The sequence below is a fragment of the Salinarimonas ramus genome, assembly GCF_014645695.1.
In the GTDB taxonomy this organism is placed as follows: domain Bacteria; phylum Pseudomonadota; class Alphaproteobacteria; order Rhizobiales; family Beijerinckiaceae; genus Salinarimonas; species Salinarimonas ramus.
In genome coordinates this window covers 224,277-240,772 of sequence record NZ_BMMF01000006.1, presented here as the reverse complement: position 1 = coordinate 240,772, position 16,496 = coordinate 224,277, and the positions used below count along the sequence as shown (strand labels likewise).

16 protein-coding genes and 1 tRNA gene are annotated in these 16,496 nt (G+C 69.9%); 8 read left to right on the top strand and 9 right to left on the bottom strand.

Annotated elements, in window-relative coordinates; genetic code table 11:
* The first annotated feature begins 38 nt into the window (after positions 1-38).
* From IEX89_RS12235 to IEX89_RS12225, 3 genes are read left to right on the top strand one after another with little or no spacing between them, the layout of a single operon-like run.
* Complete coding sequence (locus IEX89_RS12235; RefSeq protein ID WP_188913282.1) at positions 39-1,925, top strand: ABC transporter permease; 1,887 nt, start codon at positions 39-41, stop codon at positions 1,923-1,925.
* Entirely contained in the window at positions 1,922-2,725 is an 804-nt protein-coding gene (locus tag IEX89_RS12230) for an ABC transporter ATP-binding protein (protein WP_188913280.1), read from the top strand. The genes IEX89_RS12235 and IEX89_RS12230 overlap by 4 nt, the downstream gene beginning before the upstream one ends.
* Complete coding sequence (locus IEX89_RS12225; protein ID WP_188913278.1) at positions 2,722-3,423, top strand: ABC transporter ATP-binding protein; 702 nt, start codon at positions 2,722-2,724, stop codon at positions 3,421-3,423. Before IEX89_RS12230 ends, IEX89_RS12225 begins: the two co-directional genes overlap by 4 nt.
* Positions 3,424-3,788: 365 nt before the next feature.
* Here IEX89_RS12225 and minE read toward each other — a convergent pair whose 3' ends face one another.
* The 6 genes from minE to IEX89_RS12195 all read right to left on the bottom strand — a co-directional run bounded on the left by minE (position 3,789) and on the right by IEX89_RS12195 (position 9,091).
* Positions 3,789-4,058 (bottom strand): cell division topological specificity factor MinE, encoded by a 270-nt coding sequence (gene minE, locus IEX89_RS12220; RefSeq protein ID WP_188913277.1) that lies wholly within the window; start codon positions 4,056-4,058, stop codon positions 3,789-3,791.
* Positions 4,055-4,870, bottom strand: coding sequence for a septum site-determining protein MinD (gene minD, locus IEX89_RS12215; protein ID WP_188913274.1), 816 nt, complete (start codon positions 4,868-4,870; stop codon positions 4,055-4,057). The genes minE and minD overlap by 4 nt, the downstream gene beginning before the upstream one ends.
* 42 nt (positions 4,871-4,912) lie before the next feature.
* Positions 4,913-5,770 (bottom strand): septum site-determining protein MinC, encoded by an 858-nt coding sequence (minC, locus tag IEX89_RS12210; protein WP_188913272.1) that lies wholly within the window; start codon positions 5,768-5,770, stop codon positions 4,913-4,915.
* A 243-nt stretch (positions 5,771-6,013) separates the two neighbouring features.
* Complete coding sequence (locus tag IEX89_RS12205; RefSeq protein ID WP_188913269.1) at positions 6,014-7,717, bottom strand: alpha-amylase family glycosyl hydrolase; 1,704 nt, start codon at positions 7,715-7,717, stop codon at positions 6,014-6,016.
* An 83-nt stretch (positions 7,718-7,800) separates the two neighbouring features.
* Complete coding sequence (locus IEX89_RS12200) at positions 7,801-8,193, bottom strand: DUF4149 domain-containing protein (RefSeq protein WP_188913267.1); 393 nt, start codon at positions 8,191-8,193, stop codon at positions 7,801-7,803.
* A 100-nt stretch (positions 8,194-8,293) separates the two neighbouring features.
* Complete coding sequence (locus IEX89_RS12195; RefSeq protein ID WP_188913265.1) at positions 8,294-9,091, bottom strand: alpha/beta fold hydrolase; 798 nt, start codon at positions 9,089-9,091, stop codon at positions 8,294-8,296.
* Between the two features lie 149 nt (positions 9,092-9,240).
* Between IEX89_RS12195 and IEX89_RS12190 the strand changes: the two genes are divergently transcribed.
* Positions 9,241-10,863, top strand: coding sequence for an ABC-F family ATP-binding cassette domain-containing protein (locus IEX89_RS12190; protein ID WP_188913263.1), 1,623 nt, complete (start codon positions 9,241-9,243; stop codon positions 10,861-10,863).
* 98 nt (positions 10,864-10,961) lie between these two features.
* Here IEX89_RS12190 and IEX89_RS12185 read toward each other — a convergent pair whose 3' ends face one another.
* From IEX89_RS12185 to cpdR, 3 genes are all read right to left on the bottom strand, one after another.
* Positions 10,962-11,831 (bottom strand): hypothetical protein, encoded by an 870-nt coding sequence (locus tag IEX89_RS12185; RefSeq protein ID WP_188913261.1) that lies wholly within the window; start codon positions 11,829-11,831, stop codon positions 10,962-10,964.
* Between the two features lie 278 nt (positions 11,832-12,109).
* A tRNA-Val gene (locus IEX89_RS12180) sits at positions 12,110-12,184 on the bottom strand.
* A 141-nt stretch (positions 12,185-12,325) separates the two neighbouring features.
* Positions 12,326-12,682: a cell cycle two-component system response regulator CpdR gene (gene cpdR, locus IEX89_RS12175; protein WP_188913259.1), complete on the bottom strand. Its 357-nt coding sequence runs from the start codon at positions 12,680-12,682 to the stop codon at positions 12,326-12,328.
* Between the two features lie 245 nt (positions 12,683-12,927).
* On the opposite strand from cpdR, the gene IEX89_RS12170 reads away from it, so the two are divergent.
* The 4 genes from IEX89_RS12170 (at position 12,928) to IEX89_RS12155 (ending at position 16,494) form a co-directional block, all read left to right on the top strand.
* Positions 12,928-13,887 carry an N-formylglutamate amidohydrolase gene (locus IEX89_RS12170; RefSeq protein ID WP_244645334.1) on the top strand — a complete coding sequence of 320 codons (960 nt, stop codon included), beginning with the start codon at positions 12,928-12,930 and terminating at the stop codon, positions 13,885-13,887.
* On the top strand, positions 13,884-14,591 hold the full coding sequence (locus IEX89_RS12165) for a GntR family transcriptional regulator (RefSeq protein ID WP_188913257.1): 708 nt from the start codon (positions 13,884-13,886) through the stop codon (positions 14,589-14,591). Before IEX89_RS12170 ends, IEX89_RS12165 begins: the two co-directional genes overlap by 4 nt.
* A gap of 295 nt (positions 14,592-14,886) precedes the next feature.
* Complete coding sequence (locus IEX89_RS12160; protein ID WP_188913255.1) at positions 14,887-15,984, top strand: TRAP transporter substrate-binding protein; 1,098 nt, start codon at positions 14,887-14,889, stop codon at positions 15,982-15,984.
* A gap of 3 nt (positions 15,985-15,987) precedes the next feature.
* Positions 15,988-16,494 (top strand): TRAP transporter small permease subunit, encoded by a 507-nt coding sequence (locus tag IEX89_RS12155; RefSeq protein ID WP_188913253.1) that lies wholly within the window; start codon positions 15,988-15,990, stop codon positions 16,492-16,494.
* The last annotated feature ends 2 nt before the right edge of the window (positions 16,495-16,496 follow it).

Sequence of the window (16,496 nt, the reverse complement as noted above, 5' to 3'; positions counted from 1 at the left end):
GCACAAGGGCCTCCTCTCCGCCGGATGCCGCGTCACGCATGGATCCCGCCTTCCTCGTCATCCAGGGCCTCAACGGCCTCGCCAGCGCCTCCTCGCTGTTCCTGATCGCGAGCGGGCTGACGCTGGTCTTCGGCGTGACGCGCATCGTCAACTTCGCCCACGGCTCGCTGACGATGCTCGGCGCCTACGCGGCGGCGCTGCTGGCGCCGCTGGCCATGGCGAGCCTCGGCAAGCCGCTGGGCTTCTGGACGGCGATCGCGGTCGCCGCGATCGCGGTGGGGCTGCTCGGCGTGCTCATCGAGATCGTGCTGCTGCGCCGCATCTACCGCGCGCCCGAGCTGTTCCAGCTGCTCGCAACCTTCGCCCTCGTGCTCATCATCCAGGATCTCGTGATCCTGACCATCGGCCCGCAGGACGTGCTGGGGCCGCGTGCGCCGGGGCTCACGGGCTTCGTCGAGATCTTCGGGAGGCGCTTCCCGCTCTACGAGCTCTTCCTCATCGCGGTGGGCCCGATCGTGCTCGGCCTGCTGTGGCTGCTGCTGACGCGCACGCGCTTCGGCATCCTGGTGCGTGCGGCGACGCAGGACCGCGAGATGGTCGGCGCGCTCGGCGTCGACCAGGCGCGGCTCTTCACCGGCACGCTCTTCCTGGGCGCCTTTCTCGCGGGCCTCGGCGGCGCGCTGCAGATCCCACGCGCGCCGGCCAACACGGAGATGGACCTCGCGCTCATCGCGGAGGCCTTCGTCGTCACCGTCATCGGCGGCATGGGCTCGGTGACGGGCGCCTTCCTCGCCGCGATCCTCATCGGCGTGCTGCAGGCCTACGGCATCCTGATCTTTCCCGAGATCACCCTCGTCGTGGTCTTTCTCCTGATGGCGATCGTGCTGGTCGTGCGTCCCTACGGCCTCCTCGGCAAGCCCGAGCCGATCGGCGCGGGGCCGGGCGCCGCGTTCGCGCTGACGCTCAGGCCGTGGACGGGCGTCGAGAACGCGCTCGCGATCCTCGGCATCCTCGCGCTGGCGGCCGCGCCGCTGCTGCTGGACGCCTACGGCGTCACGGTGGCGACGGAGGCGGTGATCCTCGCCCTCGTCGCCTTCTCGCTCCACCTGATCATCGGGGTGGGCGGCCTCGTCTCCTTCGGCCACGCCGCCTGGTTCGGGCTGGGCGCCTACGGCGCGGCGCTCGCGGTGAAGTCGCTTTCGATCCCCATGGAAGCCGCGCTCGCGCTCGCCCCCCTCGTCGCCGGGCTCGGGGCGGCTTTGTTCGGCGCCTTCGTCGTGCGGCTGTCGGGCATCTACCTCGCGATGCTGACGCTCGCCGTGGCGCAGATCCTCTATGCCGTCGCCTTCCAATGGGTCGAGGTGACGGGCGGCGACAACGGCATCGTCGGCGTCTGGCCGGCGGACTGGGCGTCGGGCCGCATCGTCTATTTCTACCTCGTCCTCGCACTCGCCGGCGCCGCGATCCTCGCTCTGCGGCGGATCATGTACGCGCCCTTCGGCTACGCGCTGCGCGCCGCGCGCGATTCGGCCCTGCGGGCGGAGGCGATCGGCATCGCCGTGCGTCGCACGCGCTGGCTCGCCTTCGCGCTCTCGGGCGCCGCCGCCGGCCTCGCGGGTGGCCTGTGGACGTTCCTGAAGGGTGCCATCGATCCGACCGTGCTCTCGATCCCGGTCTCCGTCGACGCGCTGGCGATGCTGCTTCTCGGGGGCGCGCAGACGGTGATCGGCCCGATCGTCGGCGCGGGGCTCCTCCACATGATGGAGGACCAGACGATGCCGCTCACCGACTATTGGCGGCTGGTGCTGGGCCTCGTCCTCCTCGCCATCGTGCTCCTCGCGCCCCGCGGCGTGGTGGGCGCGATCGAGGCTCTGCGCGAGGCGCGCCGCGACGAGACGCGGGCCGCGAAGGGCGCTCCGCCATGAGCGCGCTCCTCGAGGCGAGAGGGCTCTCGAAGCGCTTCGGCGGCGTCGTCGCCGCGGACGCGGTCTCCTTTTCGCTGGCGCCCGGCGAGATGCTCGCCATGATCGGGCCGAACGGCGCGGGCAAGTCGACGACCTTCGCCATGGTCGGCGGGCAGCTCGCGCCCGATTCGGGCCGCGTCCTCCTCGACGGCGCGGACGTGACGGGCCTCTCCCCCGCCGCCCTCTTCCGGCGCGGGATCGGGCGCACCTTCCAGGTCGCGCAGACCTTCGCGACGATGACCGTCTGCGAGAACGTGCAGATGGCGCTCCTCTCCGCCGCGGGCGAGGTCTTCGGCCTGTGGCGCACGGCGCGCGCCCGCCATCGCGAGGCTGCGCTCGAGGCGCTCGCGCGCGTCGGCATGGCGCAGGCCGCCGATCGGCCGACCGCGACGCTCGCCTACGGCGACGTCAAGCGCGTCGAGCTCGCCATCGCGCTCGCGGCGCGCCCCCGGGTCTTGCTGATGGACGAGCCCACCGCCGGCATGGCGGCGCAGGAGCGCGCCGAGCTGATGGCGCTCGTCCGCACCATCGCCCGCGAGCGCGCCATCGGCGTGCTGTTCACCGAGCACGACATGGGCGCGGTCTTCGCCCATGCCGACCGCATCCTCGTGCTCGTGCGCGGCGAGATCGTCGCCGCCGGGGCGCCGGAGGCGGTGCGCGAGGACGCGCGCGTGCGCGCCGCCTATCTCGGCGAGACCGGTGCGCGCACGGCCGCGCAGGCGCTCGACGCGCGCGAGACGCACGACGGAGGCCGCCCGTGAGCGCCGGCACCACCCCGCTCCTCGTCGTCGAGGGTCTCGACGCCGCCTACGGCCGTGCGCGGGTGCTCTTCGACGTCTCGCTCGAGATCGCCGCCGGCGAGGTCGTCGCCCTGATGGGGCGAAACGGGGCCGGCAAGTCGACGACGCTCAAGGCCGTCCTCGGCCTCGTCCCGGCGAAGGCCCGTCGGCTCACTTTCCTGGATCGCTCCATCGCCGGGCTCGCGCCCCACCGCATCGCACGGCTCGGCCTCGGCTGGGTGCCGGAGGAGCGGCGGATCTTCACCGAGCTGACCGTCGCGGAAAATCTGGAGGTCGGCCGCCGCCCCGCGCCTGACGGGCGCGCGCCGTGGACGCCCGAGCGGCTCTTCGCGCTCTTCCCGAACCTCGCCGAGATGCGCGGGCGCCGCGCGGACGCCATGTCGGGCGGCGAGCAGCAGATGCTCGCCATCGCCCGCACGCTGATGGGCAATCCCTCGCTCGTCCTCCTCGACGAGCCCTCGGAGGGCCTCGCCCCCGTCATCGTCGAGCAGATGGCGGACGCCGTGCGCGCCATGAAGCAGGAGGGCATCGCCGTCCTGCTCAGCGAGCAGACCGCCGCTTTCGCCGCCGCCGTCAGCGACCGCGCCTACGGCCTCGCCCGCGGCGAGATCCGCGCGTCGGGGACGCTCGACGCGGTGAGCGCCGCCCTCGCCGTGTGAGCGCGGAATGCTCCAGCGGGCAGCTCGCGCAACCCTCGCCGCGCCGACGCCGAGCGTCATGCAGCCGACGCATGAGCCCCTGCGGAAATCGCGCGGCACGGCTCTTGTGTTTTGTGCGGCGCAATGTATATTGTGCAGTGCGGTAGGGCATGGCGTTGCCCTCCCGCATGCCCTCCTTGGGCGTTTCCTCCCTAGACTTCGGGCCGTCCTTCGGGGCGGCCCTTTTTTGTCCAGGCCCCTTGTTACCGGGGCGCCCTTTTTGGCCGCCCGCGCCGCGGGAGGGAAGACCGCCAATGGTCGAAGGCGACCCGCCGGAACGGGCCGCCTCCACCTATCCTCGACCGACCGATGCGACCCGCGGCGCCTCAGGCGACCTTCTGCGCCTTCTGCGGCATCTCGGGCAGCTCGATGTCGACCTCGAGCAGCGAGACCTGGTCGCCGCGATCCATCTTCACGCGCACCTTCTCGCGTTCCACGGGCACGTGCTTGGCGATCACCGCCAGGATCTCCTCTCGCAGCACCGCGACGAGATCGGAATTGCCGATCACCGCCCGCTCGTGCGCGAGCAGGACCTGGAGCCGCTCGCGCGCCACCGGCGCGGACGAGCGACGAGAGAACATGCTGAACAGGTTCATGCGGCCCTCCGTCCGAAGAGCTTGCCGAGGAAGCCCTTCCTCTCGCTGGGGATCACCACCGGCAGCTCCGCCCCCTCGAGCCGCCGCGCCGCGTCGAAATAGGCGCGGGCGGGCGCGGATTGCGGCTCGCAGAGCGTGACGGGGCTGCCGAGGTTCGAGGCGCGGAGCACGTCCTGGCTCTCGGGCACGATGCCGAGCAGCGGGATCGAGAGGATCTCCAGGACGTCGTCCACCTTGAGCATGTCGCCGCGCTCGGCGCGGATCGGGTCGTAGCGGGTGAGCAGGAGGTGCTTGTCCATCCGCTCGCCGGCCTCGGCCTTGAGCGTCTTCGAATCGAGGAGCCCGATGATCCGGTCCGAATCGCGGACCGAGGAGACCTCCGGGTTCGTCACGATGATCGCCGCGTCCGCGTGGCGCATGGCCAGCGTCGCGCCGCGCTCGATGCCGGCGGGGCTGTCGCAGATCACCCAGTCGAACTTCTCGCGCAGCTCGTCCATGACCTTCGCGACGCCCTCCTGCGTGAGGTTGTCCTTGTCGCGGGTCTGGGAGGCCGGGAGCAGGTGCAGCGTCTCGCAGCGCTTGTCCCGGATGAGCGCCTGGGCGAGCTTCGCGTCGCCCTGCACCACGTTGATGAGATCGTACACGACGCGCCGCTCGGCGCCCATGACGAGGTCGAGATTGCGCAGGCCGACGTCGAAGTCGACGACGACGACGTTCTTGCCCTGCGAGGCCAGGGCGGCCCCGAGCGCTGCGGTCGAGGTCGTCTTGCCGACGCCTCCCTTACCCGATGTCACGACGAGAACCTTGGCCATCGCCAACCACCTCCGTTGCTGCCCCCGCGCCGTCGGCTCTTCTCAGCCGATCGCCGCAATCTTCATCGCGTCGCCTTCGAGCCAGACTTGTGCCGCCTGGCCGCGCTGCGCCGCGCCGATGTCCTCGGCGGTCTTGTAGAGACCGTCGATCGCCACGAGCTCGGCCTCGAGCTTGCGGCAGAAGATTCGCGCCTGCGGATTGCCGGTGGCGCCCGCGAGCGCCCGGCCGCGCAGCGCGCCGTAGACGTGGATCGAGCCGCCGGCCACGATCTCCGCGCCCGACGCGACGGAGCCGAGCACGGTGACGTCGCCCTCCGTGAAGACGACGGACTGGCCCGAGCGCACCGGCTGGTCGATGATGAGGGAGGGAAGCGAGGCGGGCGCGACCGTGCCCTGCACGGCCGCGACGGCGTCCGCCGCGGCCTTCGCGGCCGCCTCGGCCGCGACCTTCGCCTCGGCGGCATCGGCGCCGGCGCCGGGCACGCTCGCCTCGGCCGCGGCCTTCTCGGCGGCGACCCGCGCCGCGGCGGCACGCTCGGCCTCCTGGGCAGGGTCGATGTCGTTCGCCGGGCGTCCGCCGCGCATCTCGGGGGGCAGGCCGGGCCCGAGCTGCGAGGGCTTGGCGTTCTCCACGCCCATGATCCGCACGCCGCGCTCGCCGAGCTTCTCCACGAGCTCCTTCAACCCGTCGCGGTTGACCGGCAGGTCCTTCAGGTCGAGCACGATGGGCCGCCCGAGAAAGAACCCCGCCGACTTCTCCGCCAGCGCGTCGAGCCGCGCGAGCCAATCGTCGAACGGCTCCTCGGGGGCCAGAACGAGAGCGACGAAGGAGCGGCCGCGAAAACGAATCGCAGCCGGAACGGCGCCCTGGGCGGGCTTCGTGGGGGATTGTGCGTTCATGGGCTCGGGCGGATCGAGAGAAATCTGATGCGCCCGATTTGGAAGGCTTAGGGTTAACGGTGAGTTAATCCACGACCCGGGTCCGGCAAGTTTTGCCGAGGTCGCGTTACGTAGCGGTAGATCGACGTGCGGAAACCGCGCGAGCGCCGGGGCGGCGGTTCGAGAGCCGCTCGTCCCGCGCCCCTCCGAAGCCGATCCCCGCCCCGTGTCCGCCGCCGATGTGATTCGCTACCTGTGCGGGTCTCACCCCCGCTTTCGGGCGAAAACGCCGTCGTAGGGCCCGAGCGCGATCACGCCGTCCTCGTCGCCGCCGGAGCGGATCTCGCCGCCGAGCCCGTGGCCGCCGACGACCTTCCAGCCGGCGCGCTCCGCCTCGGGCAGGCGCCAGGTGAAGGGGCGGTCGGCGAGGTTGAAGGCGCACAGCAGGCGCTCGCCGTTCGCCGCGCGCTCGTAGACGACGAGGGGCTCGGGCGCCTCGTCGAGCAGGCGCTGCGTGCCGCCGCGCAAAGCCGGCTGCTCGCGGCGCCAGGCGAGAAAGCGGCGGTAGGCGTTGAGCACGCTGTCGGGATCGGCCTCCTGGCGATCGACGGCGAGCGGGAGATGATCCTGCGCCACCGGCAGCCAGGGCTTCCCCTCGCCGAAGCCCGCATTGGGCGCGTCCGCCCGCCAGGGCATGGGCGTGCGGCAGCCGTCGCGGCCCTTGAAGTCGGGATAGAGGTGCAGCCCCCACGGGTCGCGCAGGTCCTCGTAGCCGAGCTCGGCCTCGGTGAGGCCGAGTTCCTCGCCCTGGAACACCACCGCCCCGCCCTTCTGCGTCGCCATGATGGCGAGCATGGTGCGCGCGAAGGCGCGCCCGTAGCCCTGCTCGCTCGGGCGCAGGCCCCAATTGCTCATGAGCCTCGTCGAATCCTGGTTGCCGGCCACCGTCATGATCGTGGCGTCGGGACGTGCGGACGTCTCCCGGATCTGCCGGCGCAGCACGCCGACGTCGAGGTCCGAGTTGATCAGGTCGAAATGGTAGGCCGCATGCAGCCGCCCGGGCGCCGTCGCCTCCGCGCAATAGGGGATCGAATCGACGTCGGAGGCCTCGCCCAGGAGGAAGCGGTCCTCGCCGTAGCGGTCGACGAGGGCGCGCATGCGCGCGAACACGTGCATGGATTGCGGCAGCCCGCGATCGAAGACGTGCTCCTGCTGGCGGAAGGGATTGTGCGGCCCGCCGCCGACCAGGATCGAGGGGCCGGTGGAGGCGACCGGCGGGTTGTCGCGCAGGTCGAGATCGCAGAGCAGGCACTGCACCGCGTCGAGGCGGATGCCGTCGATGCCGCGATCGAGCCAGAACGCCATCTCGCCGAGGATCGCATCGACCACCTCCGAATTGTGGAGGTTGAGGTTCGGCTGGCAATCGAGGAAAGCGTGGTAGCGATATTGGCTGCGCCGCGGCTCCCAGGTCCAGGCGCTGCCGCCGAAGGAGGACAGGTAGTTGGAGGGCGGCGCCCCGTCGCGACGCGCGTCCCCCCAGACGTACCAGTCCGCCTTCGGGTCGTCGCGCGACGAGCGGCTCTCGCGGAACCAGGCGTGCTCCTTCGAGGTGTGGCAGGGCGTGAAGTCCACGATCGTCCGCAGGCCCCGCTCGCGGGCTGCCATGACGAGCCGGTCGAGGTCCTCGATCTCCCCGAACACCGGATCGACGGAGCGGAAGTCGGCGATGTCGTAGCCGTAATCCTCCATGGGCGACTTGTAGAACGGCGTGAGCCACAGCGCATCGACGCCGAGCGCGGCAATGTAGTCGAGCTTCTCGGTGACGCCGTTGAGGTCGCCGATGCCGTCGCCGTTCGTGTCGCGAAAGCTGCGCAGGTAGATCTGGTAGACGATCGCGCTCGCCCACCAGGGCGTTCGGGTGCTCTCTTCGCTCGCGGTGCGTCGGGATCTGGTCCTGGTCTCGCTCATGACTATCGTCCGGCTGCTGCATGAGGCAGGCCAACGATGCGACGCGCGATCCGGTTCGAACGGAATCGAGCGCGAGCGAACGATCAGGCGAAGCGGGCGAGCGCGTATCCGGCGGCCGCGATATGGGCGAGCGTGATCGCCACCGAGAGCCCGTGCAGGCGCGCGAAACGGCCCTTGGCGCCCGCATCCGTGGCCGCGTTGATGGCCGGCATCAGGATCTGGCGCGTCGGCACGGTCGTCGCCGCGACGAGCGCCATGAGCGCGGCGGCGAGGGGATCCACCGGCCACAGCAGCAGCGCCGCGAGGACGGCGGTAGCGATGACGAAGAGGTAGAAGTGCGGGAACGCCTTGCGGATCGTCGGCCCCGCGGTCTCCGGCGGCAGCGTCGTGAACAGGAAGGCGGCGAAGCCGAAGGAATAGAGCACCATGCCCCCGAACAGGAGGGCGAGGACGAGGAGCGCGAGCGTGGCGAGCATGGCCGGGTTCCGTCTCCGCGAAGCGTGAGCCGGCGACGAGATGGCGCGCGGCGCGCCTGCGTCGATGCGGCGCGACGTCCCTGCGGGCACTCCGAGCCGGCTAGCCCGCCCCCTCTCCCGCCGGCTGCGTCGTCGCGAGGACGAGCGCGAGGGTCGCGTCCGGCGCGTCCCAGACGGGGAAGTGACCGCATTCATCGAACCAGTGCAGATGTGCGGAGGGGAACGCGGCGCAGGCGCGTGCGGCCTGCGCGGGCAAGCAGAGACGATCCTTGCGGCCCCAGCCGATCACGACCGGGCCGCTCGGCGCCGCCGCCGGCCCCTCCTGCCTCGGGCCGTCGGCGAGATCGCGGATCAGCGCGCCCACCGTGGGCGTTCGCGCGAGACCGTCGATCTCCCGCGCGGCGAGCGTCGCGGGCACCCGTGCGGGACGCGCCGAGAGCTGCGCGAGGAGGAGGCTGCGGGTCGCGGCGTTGCGCGCCAGCGGCCCGCGCAGAGGGCCGAGACCGCGCAGTGCCCCGAGCGAGGCGGTGAGCGTCCAGCGGAACCAGGTGCGCTCGCGACCCTCCCAGAAGCCACCGGGGTCGAGGGCGACGATGGGGCCGCCGAGCCCCCGGCGCGCCATCTCCAGCACGAGCCGCGCCCCGAGCGAGGCGCCGACGAGCGCGGCGCGCTCGAGCCCCTCGTCGCGCAGGAACGCATCGAGGCTGCGCGCCAGGCCCGCGAAGCTGCCGCTGTCGGGCTCGCCCGGCGTCTCGCCGTGAGCGGGCAGGTCGAGCGTGATCACCGTGCGCTGCGCCCGAAGCCCCGGAAGAATCGGATCGAAGGAGCGGCGCGTGCCGCCGAGCCCGTGGACCAGGACGATTGCGGGCCCCTCCCCGCTGCGGTCGTATCGAAGCATACGCGGCACTCCTCGCATCTCGCGCCCCGCTCCCCAAGGCCGGAGACCGGGCTCACGTTCCCGCCCGCTGGCGGGAGACACGAGGGTCGCCGCCGCCGGCCGCCCGTGCCATAAGGCCGCCGATCCCCGAGAAGCAGGCCTGCCCGTCCATGATCCGCATCGAGAACGTCACCAAGCACAACAGCCACCGCATCCTGTTCATCGAGGCCTCCGGGACGCTCCAGCGGCAGGACAAGGCGGGGCTCGTCGGGCCCAACGGCGCGGGCAAGACCACCCTCTTCCGGATGATCACCAAGGAGGAGGAGCCCGACGAGGGGCAGGTCAGCGTCGATCGCGACGTCTCCATCGGCTATTTCAGCCAGGACGTGGGCGAGATGTCCGGGCGCAGCGCGGTCGCCGAGGTGATGGACGGCGTGGGTCCGGTCAGCGCCGTCGCGGCGGAGCTGCGCGAGCTCGAGGCCGCGATGGTCGACCCAGAGCGCATGGACGAGCTCGACGCCGTCGTCGAGCGCTACGGCGAGGTCCAGGCGCGCTTCGAGGAGCTCGACGGCTACTCGCTCGAGGGCCGCGCGCGCGAGGTCCTCGCGGGCCTCGGCTTCTCCGAGGAGATGATGGATTCAGACGTCGGCGGGCTGTCGGGCGGGTGGAAGATGCGTGTGGCGCTCGCGCGCATCCTCCTGATGCGGCCCGACGTGCTGCTCCTCGACGAGCCGACGAACCATCTCGACATCGAGAGCATCATCTGGCTCGAATCCTTCCTCAAGAATTATCCCGGCGCCCTGCTGATGACCTCGCACGACCGCGCCTTCATGAACCGCGTGGTGAGCAAGATCGTCGAGATCGACGCAGGCACGCTCACCACCTATTCCGGCGATTACGAGTTCTACGAGGAGCAGCGCGCGCTCGCCGAGAAGCAGCAGCAGGCGCAGTTCGAGCGCCAGCAGGCGATGCTCGCCAAGGAGATCGCCTTCATCGAGCGCTTCAAGGCGCGCGCCTCCCACGCGGCCCAGGTGCAGAGCCGTGTGAAGAAGCTCGACAAGATCGAGCGCGTGGAGCCGCCCCGGCGCCGGCAGACCATCGCCTTCGACTTCAAGCCCGCGCCGCGCTCCGGCGACGAGGTGATCCGCCTCGAGAACGTGCACAAGGGCTACGGCAGCCGCCGGATCTACGAGGGGCTCGACCTCACCGTGCGCCGCAAGGAGCGCTGGTGCGTCATGGGCGTGAACGGCGCGGGCAAGTCGACGCTGCTCAAGCTCGCCGCCGGCGCCACCGCGCCCGACGAAGGCACGGTGACGATCGGGGCGGGCGTCAAGATGGGTTATTTCGCCCAGCACACGATGGAGCTCCTCGACGGCGACCGCACCGTCTTCCAGTCGCTGGAGGACGCCTTCCCCCAGGCCGGCCAGGGCTCCTTGCGCGCGCTCGCGGGCTGCTTCGGCTTCTCCGGCGACGACGCCGAGAAGAAGTGCCGGGTGCTCTCGGGCGGCGAGAAGGCGCGCCTCGTCATGGCGCTGATGCTCTTCGACCCGCCGAACCTGCTCGTCCTCGACGAGCCGACGAACCACCTCGACATCGCCACGAAGGAGATGCTCATCGCAGCCCTCGCCCGCTACGAGGGCACGATGCTCTTCGTCTCCCACGACCGCCACTTCCTGGCGGCCCTGTCGAACCGCGTGCTGGAGGTCCTGCCCGAAGGCGTGCACGAATATGCCGGGGGGTACGGGGAGTACGTGGCGCGCAGCGGGCACGAGGCGCCGGGGTTGCGGGGGTGAATGGGGGGCCGTGGCCGCGATGAGATTGCCTGCTGCACAACAACGGTCGCGCTAGACAAATGACGTAAGTAACCATAGGCGTGCCGAGGCGGCACGCGTCAAGCATCAGATTTCAACGCTCCCGCCGCCCGCCCCTTCGAAATCAAGTACGTGACAAAAGACGCACATGCGCCAAGCATGAACAACGCGTCGCCTTCATCGACTTTACTGTCTCCATCTAGAAGCAACGAATGACGAATGCCCTGCTCATCGCTTGCGTATCCATAGAGTTTTTCAAAGGCGGATTTCATCGCAGGATGTACATGAGACGTCTTCTGCAGCTCTGCAAGGGCATTAGCTAGGCTTTTATTTGGAGCCATGACTCGCACGACTGACTCAACCGAGCTTATGCTCTCTCGAACGCTGTCAGCGTATGACCCTTCGGACGCCGCCCCTGCAGCATTTCGCAGATGAGCTCGAGCACCCTCCAAACCTGCCTCATGCGACGTCGTCAGCGCCTGAAGCAACGCGTCTCGCTCATGCTCTGATGCGATCGGAGCGACTGTCCGACCATCGATCACTCGATAAGCAGCCCTCGCACGCTGCAGACAGAAATCGACGCCTCGAGCAAGGTTCGGCGGACAACTTGCATGCCTCAAAATCCACTGCAGGGTTCCAAAGACCAAGACGTAGTCTCCTTCCCAAAAGATCTTCTTCAAACTCTCCATCTGAAAATGAAAATCAGAATCAAATTCGTCGATCGGTAAATGATCCCGTAAAACGTGCTTATCTCTAAGTATGCGCCCCCATGCGCTCTGCGCGGAGAACACAAGAGTGGTTCCCATGTACCCGGTCATCGCTTCGGTCGCGCTACGCTCGGTCGAATTAACAATGACCGCCCAGAGCAACGCCCTTAACTCTTGGGTTAGCTGCTTAAGCTGCAACTGGGTCGGCAGCGGCTCCACGCCTTCTGCCTGCTCAAAGGACACAACACTCCGATCCATCCGAACGCCCCGGAAGTCAAACTATCTTGATATAGCAGCAAATAATCAATTCTGCCACACCCTCTCGTGTAGGGCATGGCAAGCCTCTCGTCGCAAGCCGAAGATGTGAGCGCTCAACCGTACTGGCTTTGAACTAATGGTCTAGAGATTGAAGTGACGCCTGTCAGCCAAAGTTGTTCGCTGTGACCGTTATCGATTTCTTTCATCGAAGTTTCGGCCGGAACGATGCGCAGAAGCTAAGCTACTTCATCACTCGGAAAATCTGGTGGGCGCGACAGGGATTGAACCTGTGACCCCTACGATGTCAACGTAGTGCTCTCCCGCTGAGCTACGCGCCCTCTAGAGACCGGCGACTTCGGGTGAGCGCCGCCGGTGAGGAGGGCCGTATAGCGGAGGCGTTCGAGGGATGCAAGCGGCAAAATACGCCGATCTCGCTGTCTCCCGCACGGCCCCCGCGGACGGCCGCAAACGGGCCGGCGTCAGGCCGCGAGCAGCTTCTCCACCTCGTTGACGAGATCCTTGAGGTGGAAGGGCTTGGAGAGGACCTTGGCGTCCTTCGGGGCCTGGGTGTCGGGGTTGAGCGCCACCGCCGCGAAGCCCGTGATGAACATCACCTTGATGTCGGGGTCGAGCTCGGTCGCGCGGCGCGCCAGCTCGATCCCGTCCATCTCGGGCATCACGATGTCCGTGAGCAGGAGCTCGAAGGGCTCCTCGCGCAGGCGATTGTAGGCCGAAAGGCCGTTGTCGAAGCTCACCACCTCGTAGCCCGCGTTCTGCAGGGCCTTGGCGAGGAACCGGCGCATGTCGTCGTCGTCTTCCGCGAGGAGAATCTTCATCTTCGGTCCGGATGGGCTGTCGCGCGAATCGGGTATCGTTGTTCCATAAAGCCGCGGGGCCGTAAACAGCCCGTGAAGCCGTTGCGCGCGTGGAGGCTCTCCACCGCGTTCTTCGTGGCCGCCGCCGCGCCCGCGCGCAAACGTGCCATGGACAGATGGCGGAGGAAGCCCCATCTTCAAGCGTTCCGCGAGCGCCGGGTCCTCGGCCTCTCGCCCGCCCGACCATCGGAGATCCGCAAGGCCGCATGCCCGCTCGCCTCGACATGGAAACCGGCCATCGCGATCTCGGCACCGACCTCGTGCGCGACGCCGATCTCGATCCGGACTTCGCGCCCGCCTTCGTGGTCGACGCGCCGGCGCACCAGAGCGCGCCCTTCGTCTTCAACGCGCCCCATGCGGGCGACGTCTATCCCGCCTCCTTCCTCGCGGCGGCGCGGCTCACGGGCCTGGCGCTGCGCCGCTCGGAGGACGCCTATGTCGACGCGCTCTTCGCCGACGCGCCGGTGCTGGGCGCGCCGCTGCTGCGCGCACGCTTCCCCCGCGCCTACCTGGACGTCAACCGCGAGCCCTACGAGCTCGACCCGCGCATGTTCGACGGGCGCCTGCCCGGCTTCGCCAACACGCGCTCCATGCGCGTCGCGGGCGGGCTCGGCACCATCCCGCGGCTCGTGGCCGACGGGCACGAGATCTATGCGCGCAAGCTCTCCGTCACGGAGGGGATGGCGCGGGTCGAGGCGCTCTACAAGCCCTACCATCGCGCCCTGCGCCGGCTGTTCGAGCGCACCGTCTCGCGCTTCGGCGCGGCGGTGCTGATCGATTGCCATTCCATGCCCTCCTCCTCGCTCGCCCGCGAGGAGATGGGCGTCGCCGACATCGTGCTGGGCGACCGCTACGGGACGAGCTGCGCACCGCTGATCACGGACCGGGTCGAGGAAGCTCTGCGCCGGCGCGGCTACGGGGTGGCGCGCAACAAGCCCTATGCGGGGGGCTTCATCACCGAGCATTACGGCGAGCCGAGCGCGCACCGCCACGCGCTGCAGATCGAGATCAACCGCGCGCTCTACATGGACGAGCGCACGCTCACCCGCAGCCCCGGATTCGACGCCATCGCCCGCGACCTGATCGCCGCCATGGCGGAGGTGCTCCCCGAGATCGCGCTCGCGATCGGCGCGGGCGCCGCGGAGCCGGGGCTCGCCGCGGAATGAGCGGGGCCGGCGCGGCCGGTGCGGCGGCGGGCGGCCTCGAGGAGGCGGAGCGCCCGCGCCCCGGCGAGACGCAGGCGCAGCAGGCCTATCGGCAGCTCGAGGAGATGATCGTCACCCTCGCGCTCGCGCCCGGCAGCCGCATCTCCGAGAACACGATGGCCCAGCGGCTGGGCATCGGCCGCACGCCGGTGCGCGAGGCCATGCAGCGCCTCGCGCTGGAAGGCACGCTGCGCATCCTGCCGCGCGCGGGCGCCATCGTCTCCGAGATCGACCTCGCCGACCAGTTCAAGCTCATCGAGGTGCGCCGCGGGCTCGAGCGCATCATGGCAGGGCGCGCCGCCCGCCTCGCCGACCGCGAGACGCGCACGCGCTTCTCCGCGCTCGCCGAGCGCTTCGCCGCCGCCGAGGCCGCGAGCGACGAGGCCTTGTTCATCCCCGCCGACCGGGACTTCAACGCGCTGCTCGCCGCGAGCGCGCAGAACAAGTACGCCGCCGCCGCCATGGCGCCGATCCAGGCGCAGACGCGTCGCTTCTGGTTCCTCGCCTTCGAGCGCTTCGGCGACATCCCGCGCGTGAGCCGCCTGCACGGCGCCATCTGCCGCGCCGTCGCAGAGGGCGACGAGGCACGGGCGCAGGCGGCGTCCGACGCCCTCGTCGACTACGTCGAGGACTACACCCGCCGCACCCTCGACGCCCTGATGTGAGCGTCCCGCCCGGGGAACGCGGCGGCGGGCGAACTGACATGTCAGTTCCATAGCAAGTGCATGCGAGACGAGCAGAGGCCGTCGCCTTTCGCGCCATCGCGCGGGAGCGCGACGGCCTACGTGCTTTTCCGCAGGCCGGACGCGTCAATTGGCATCCTGCGTGCAAGAGCAGCCTCCGACGAGAGACGGCCTCCCGTAGAGGAAGGTCGCGAGGGGAAGAGACGGCCGGGGAAGAAGCCCGCATCGCGAGGTGCGGGCCTCGGGGCGGAGCGACGCGAAACCGGAGGATCCCGAGATGAACAGACGCGATTTTCTCACCCGCGGCGTCGCGGGCGGCGCCATCGCCGCCGGCGCGAGCGTGGCGGCGCCCTCCATCGTGCGGGCGCAGGAGAGCTTCACCTGGCGCATGACGAACGCCTACGGCCCGAACTCGCCCTTCTACACGACGGGCCCGGGCAGCCCGGACGCCTTCATCGAGAAGGTCGAGGCCATGTCCGGGGGGCGCCTCTCGATCCAGCACTTCGCCGCCGGCGAGCTCGTGCCGGCGCTCGAAGGTTTCGACGCGGTGGTCTCCGGCGTCGTCGAGGCGAACGCCGCCAACTCGTATTTCTGGTCCGGCCGCAGCTTCGCGGCGCAGTACTTCACCACCGTGCCCTTCGGCATGAGCTTCCTCGGCCACATGGCCTGGCTCTATCACGGTGGCGGCCTGGAGCTGTGGCAGGAGGTCTACGAGCCCTTCGGCCTCGTCGCCTTCCCGCTCAACAATACCGGCGTGCAGATGACCGGCTGGTTCCGCGAGCCCATCGAGACGGTGGAGGACTTGAACGGCCTGCGCATGCGCATCCCGGGCCTCGCGAGCCGCATCTACGGCGAGCTCGGCGTCGACGCGCGCCTCCTGCCCGGCGGCGAGATCTTCCCGGCGCTCGAGCGCGGCGTCATCGACGCGGCCGAGTTCGTCGGGCCCTACCAGGACCGTCGCCTCGGCCTGCAGAACGCGGCGAAGTTCTACCACACGACCGGCTGGCACGAGCCGGCCACCACCGGCGAGCTCGCCATCTCCCGCGCCGCCTGGGACGCGCTTCCCGACGACCTCAAGGCCATCGTGCGCTCCGCCGCGCAGGCGACCGTGCTCGAGAGCGTCACCTGGTCGGAGGCGGTGAACGGCGAGGCGCTCACCGACCTCGTCACGAACCACGGCGTCACCGCCGCCGTGCTGCCCCAGCCGGTCGTCGACCGCCTGCGCGAGGTGACGGCGGACGTGCTCTCCACCGAATCGGCCAAGGATCCGGTCTCGCAGAAGGTCCACGACAGCTACATGGCCTTCAAGGCCGACCACGATCGCTGGGCGGGCATCTCGGAAGGTCCCTGGCACGGCACGATCCTGGGCGGCTGACCCGTGCACGCGCTCGAACGCCTCGTCGAGGCTCTGGAGGGGGCGGTCGCGTTGTTCGGCCGCCTCGCCGCGCTCACCTGCATCGTCCTCGTGATCCTGGTCGCGGGGAACGTGCTCGCGCGCTACTTCCTGTCCGCCGGCGCGATCTGGCTGCAGGAGCTCGAATGGCACCTGATCTCGCCGATCGCGCTGTTCGGCATGTCCTACGCGCTCCTCGCCGGCGAGCAGGTGCGCGTCGACGTCTTCTACGAGCGCTTCCCGGCCTGGACGAAGCGCGCGATCGAGGTGCTCACCGGCGTGCTGCTCGCCGGCTTCGCCGCGTGGATGGTCAAGCTCTCGATCCCCTTCGTGGCGCAGTCCTGGCGGCTCGGCGAGGGCTCGCCCAATCCCGGCGGGCTGCCCTGGCGCTTCGCCCTGAAGAGCCTCTTGCCGCTCGGCTTCGCGCTGCTGGCCGTGCAGGGCCTCTGTCACGCGCTGCGCCACGCCTTCCTCACGCGATCCCGAGGCTGACC

Coding starts and splice junctions, on each gene's coding strand:
- IEX89_RS12235 (WP_188913282.1), top strand. CDS start 39: ATGGATCCCGCCTTCCTCGTCATCCAGGGCCTCAACGGCCTCGCCAGC.
- IEX89_RS12230 (WP_188913280.1), top strand. CDS start 1,922: ATGAGCGCGCTCCTCGAGGCGAGAGGGCTCTCGAAGCGCTTCGGCGGC.
- minE (WP_188913277.1), bottom strand. CDS start 4,058: ATGAACCTGTTCAGCATGTTCTCTCGTCGCTCGTCCGCGCCGGTGGCG.
- minD (WP_188913274.1), bottom strand. CDS start 4,870: ATGGCCAAGGTTCTCGTCGTGACATCGGGTAAGGGAGGCGTCGGCAAG.
- minC (WP_188913272.1), bottom strand. CDS start 5,770: ATGAACGCACAATCCCCCACGAAGCCCGCCCAGGGCGCCGTTCCGGCT.
- IEX89_RS12205 (WP_188913269.1), bottom strand. CDS start 7,717: ATGAGCGAGACCAGGACCAGATCCCGACGCACCGCGAGCGAAGAGAGC.
- IEX89_RS12200 (WP_188913267.1), bottom strand. CDS start 8,193: ATGCTCGCCACGCTCGCGCTCCTCGTCCTCGCCCTCCTGTTCGGGGGC.
- IEX89_RS12195 (WP_188913265.1), bottom strand. CDS start 9,091: ATGCTTCGATACGACCGCAGCGGGGAGGGGCCCGCAATCGTCCTGGTC.
- IEX89_RS12190 (WP_188913263.1), top strand. CDS start 9,241: ATGATCCGCATCGAGAACGTCACCAAGCACAACAGCCACCGCATCCTG.
- cpdR (WP_188913259.1), bottom strand. CDS start 12,682: ATGAAGATTCTCCTCGCGGAAGACGACGACGACATGCGCCGGTTCCTC.
- IEX89_RS12170 (WP_244645334.1), top strand. CDS start 12,928: ATGCCCGCTCGCCTCGACATGGAAACCGGCCATCGCGATCTCGGCACC.
- IEX89_RS12165 (WP_188913257.1), top strand. CDS start 13,884: ATGAGCGGGGCCGGCGCGGCCGGTGCGGCGGCGGGCGGCCTCGAGGAG.
- IEX89_RS12160 (WP_188913255.1), top strand. CDS start 14,887: ATGAACAGACGCGATTTTCTCACCCGCGGCGTCGCGGGCGGCGCCATC.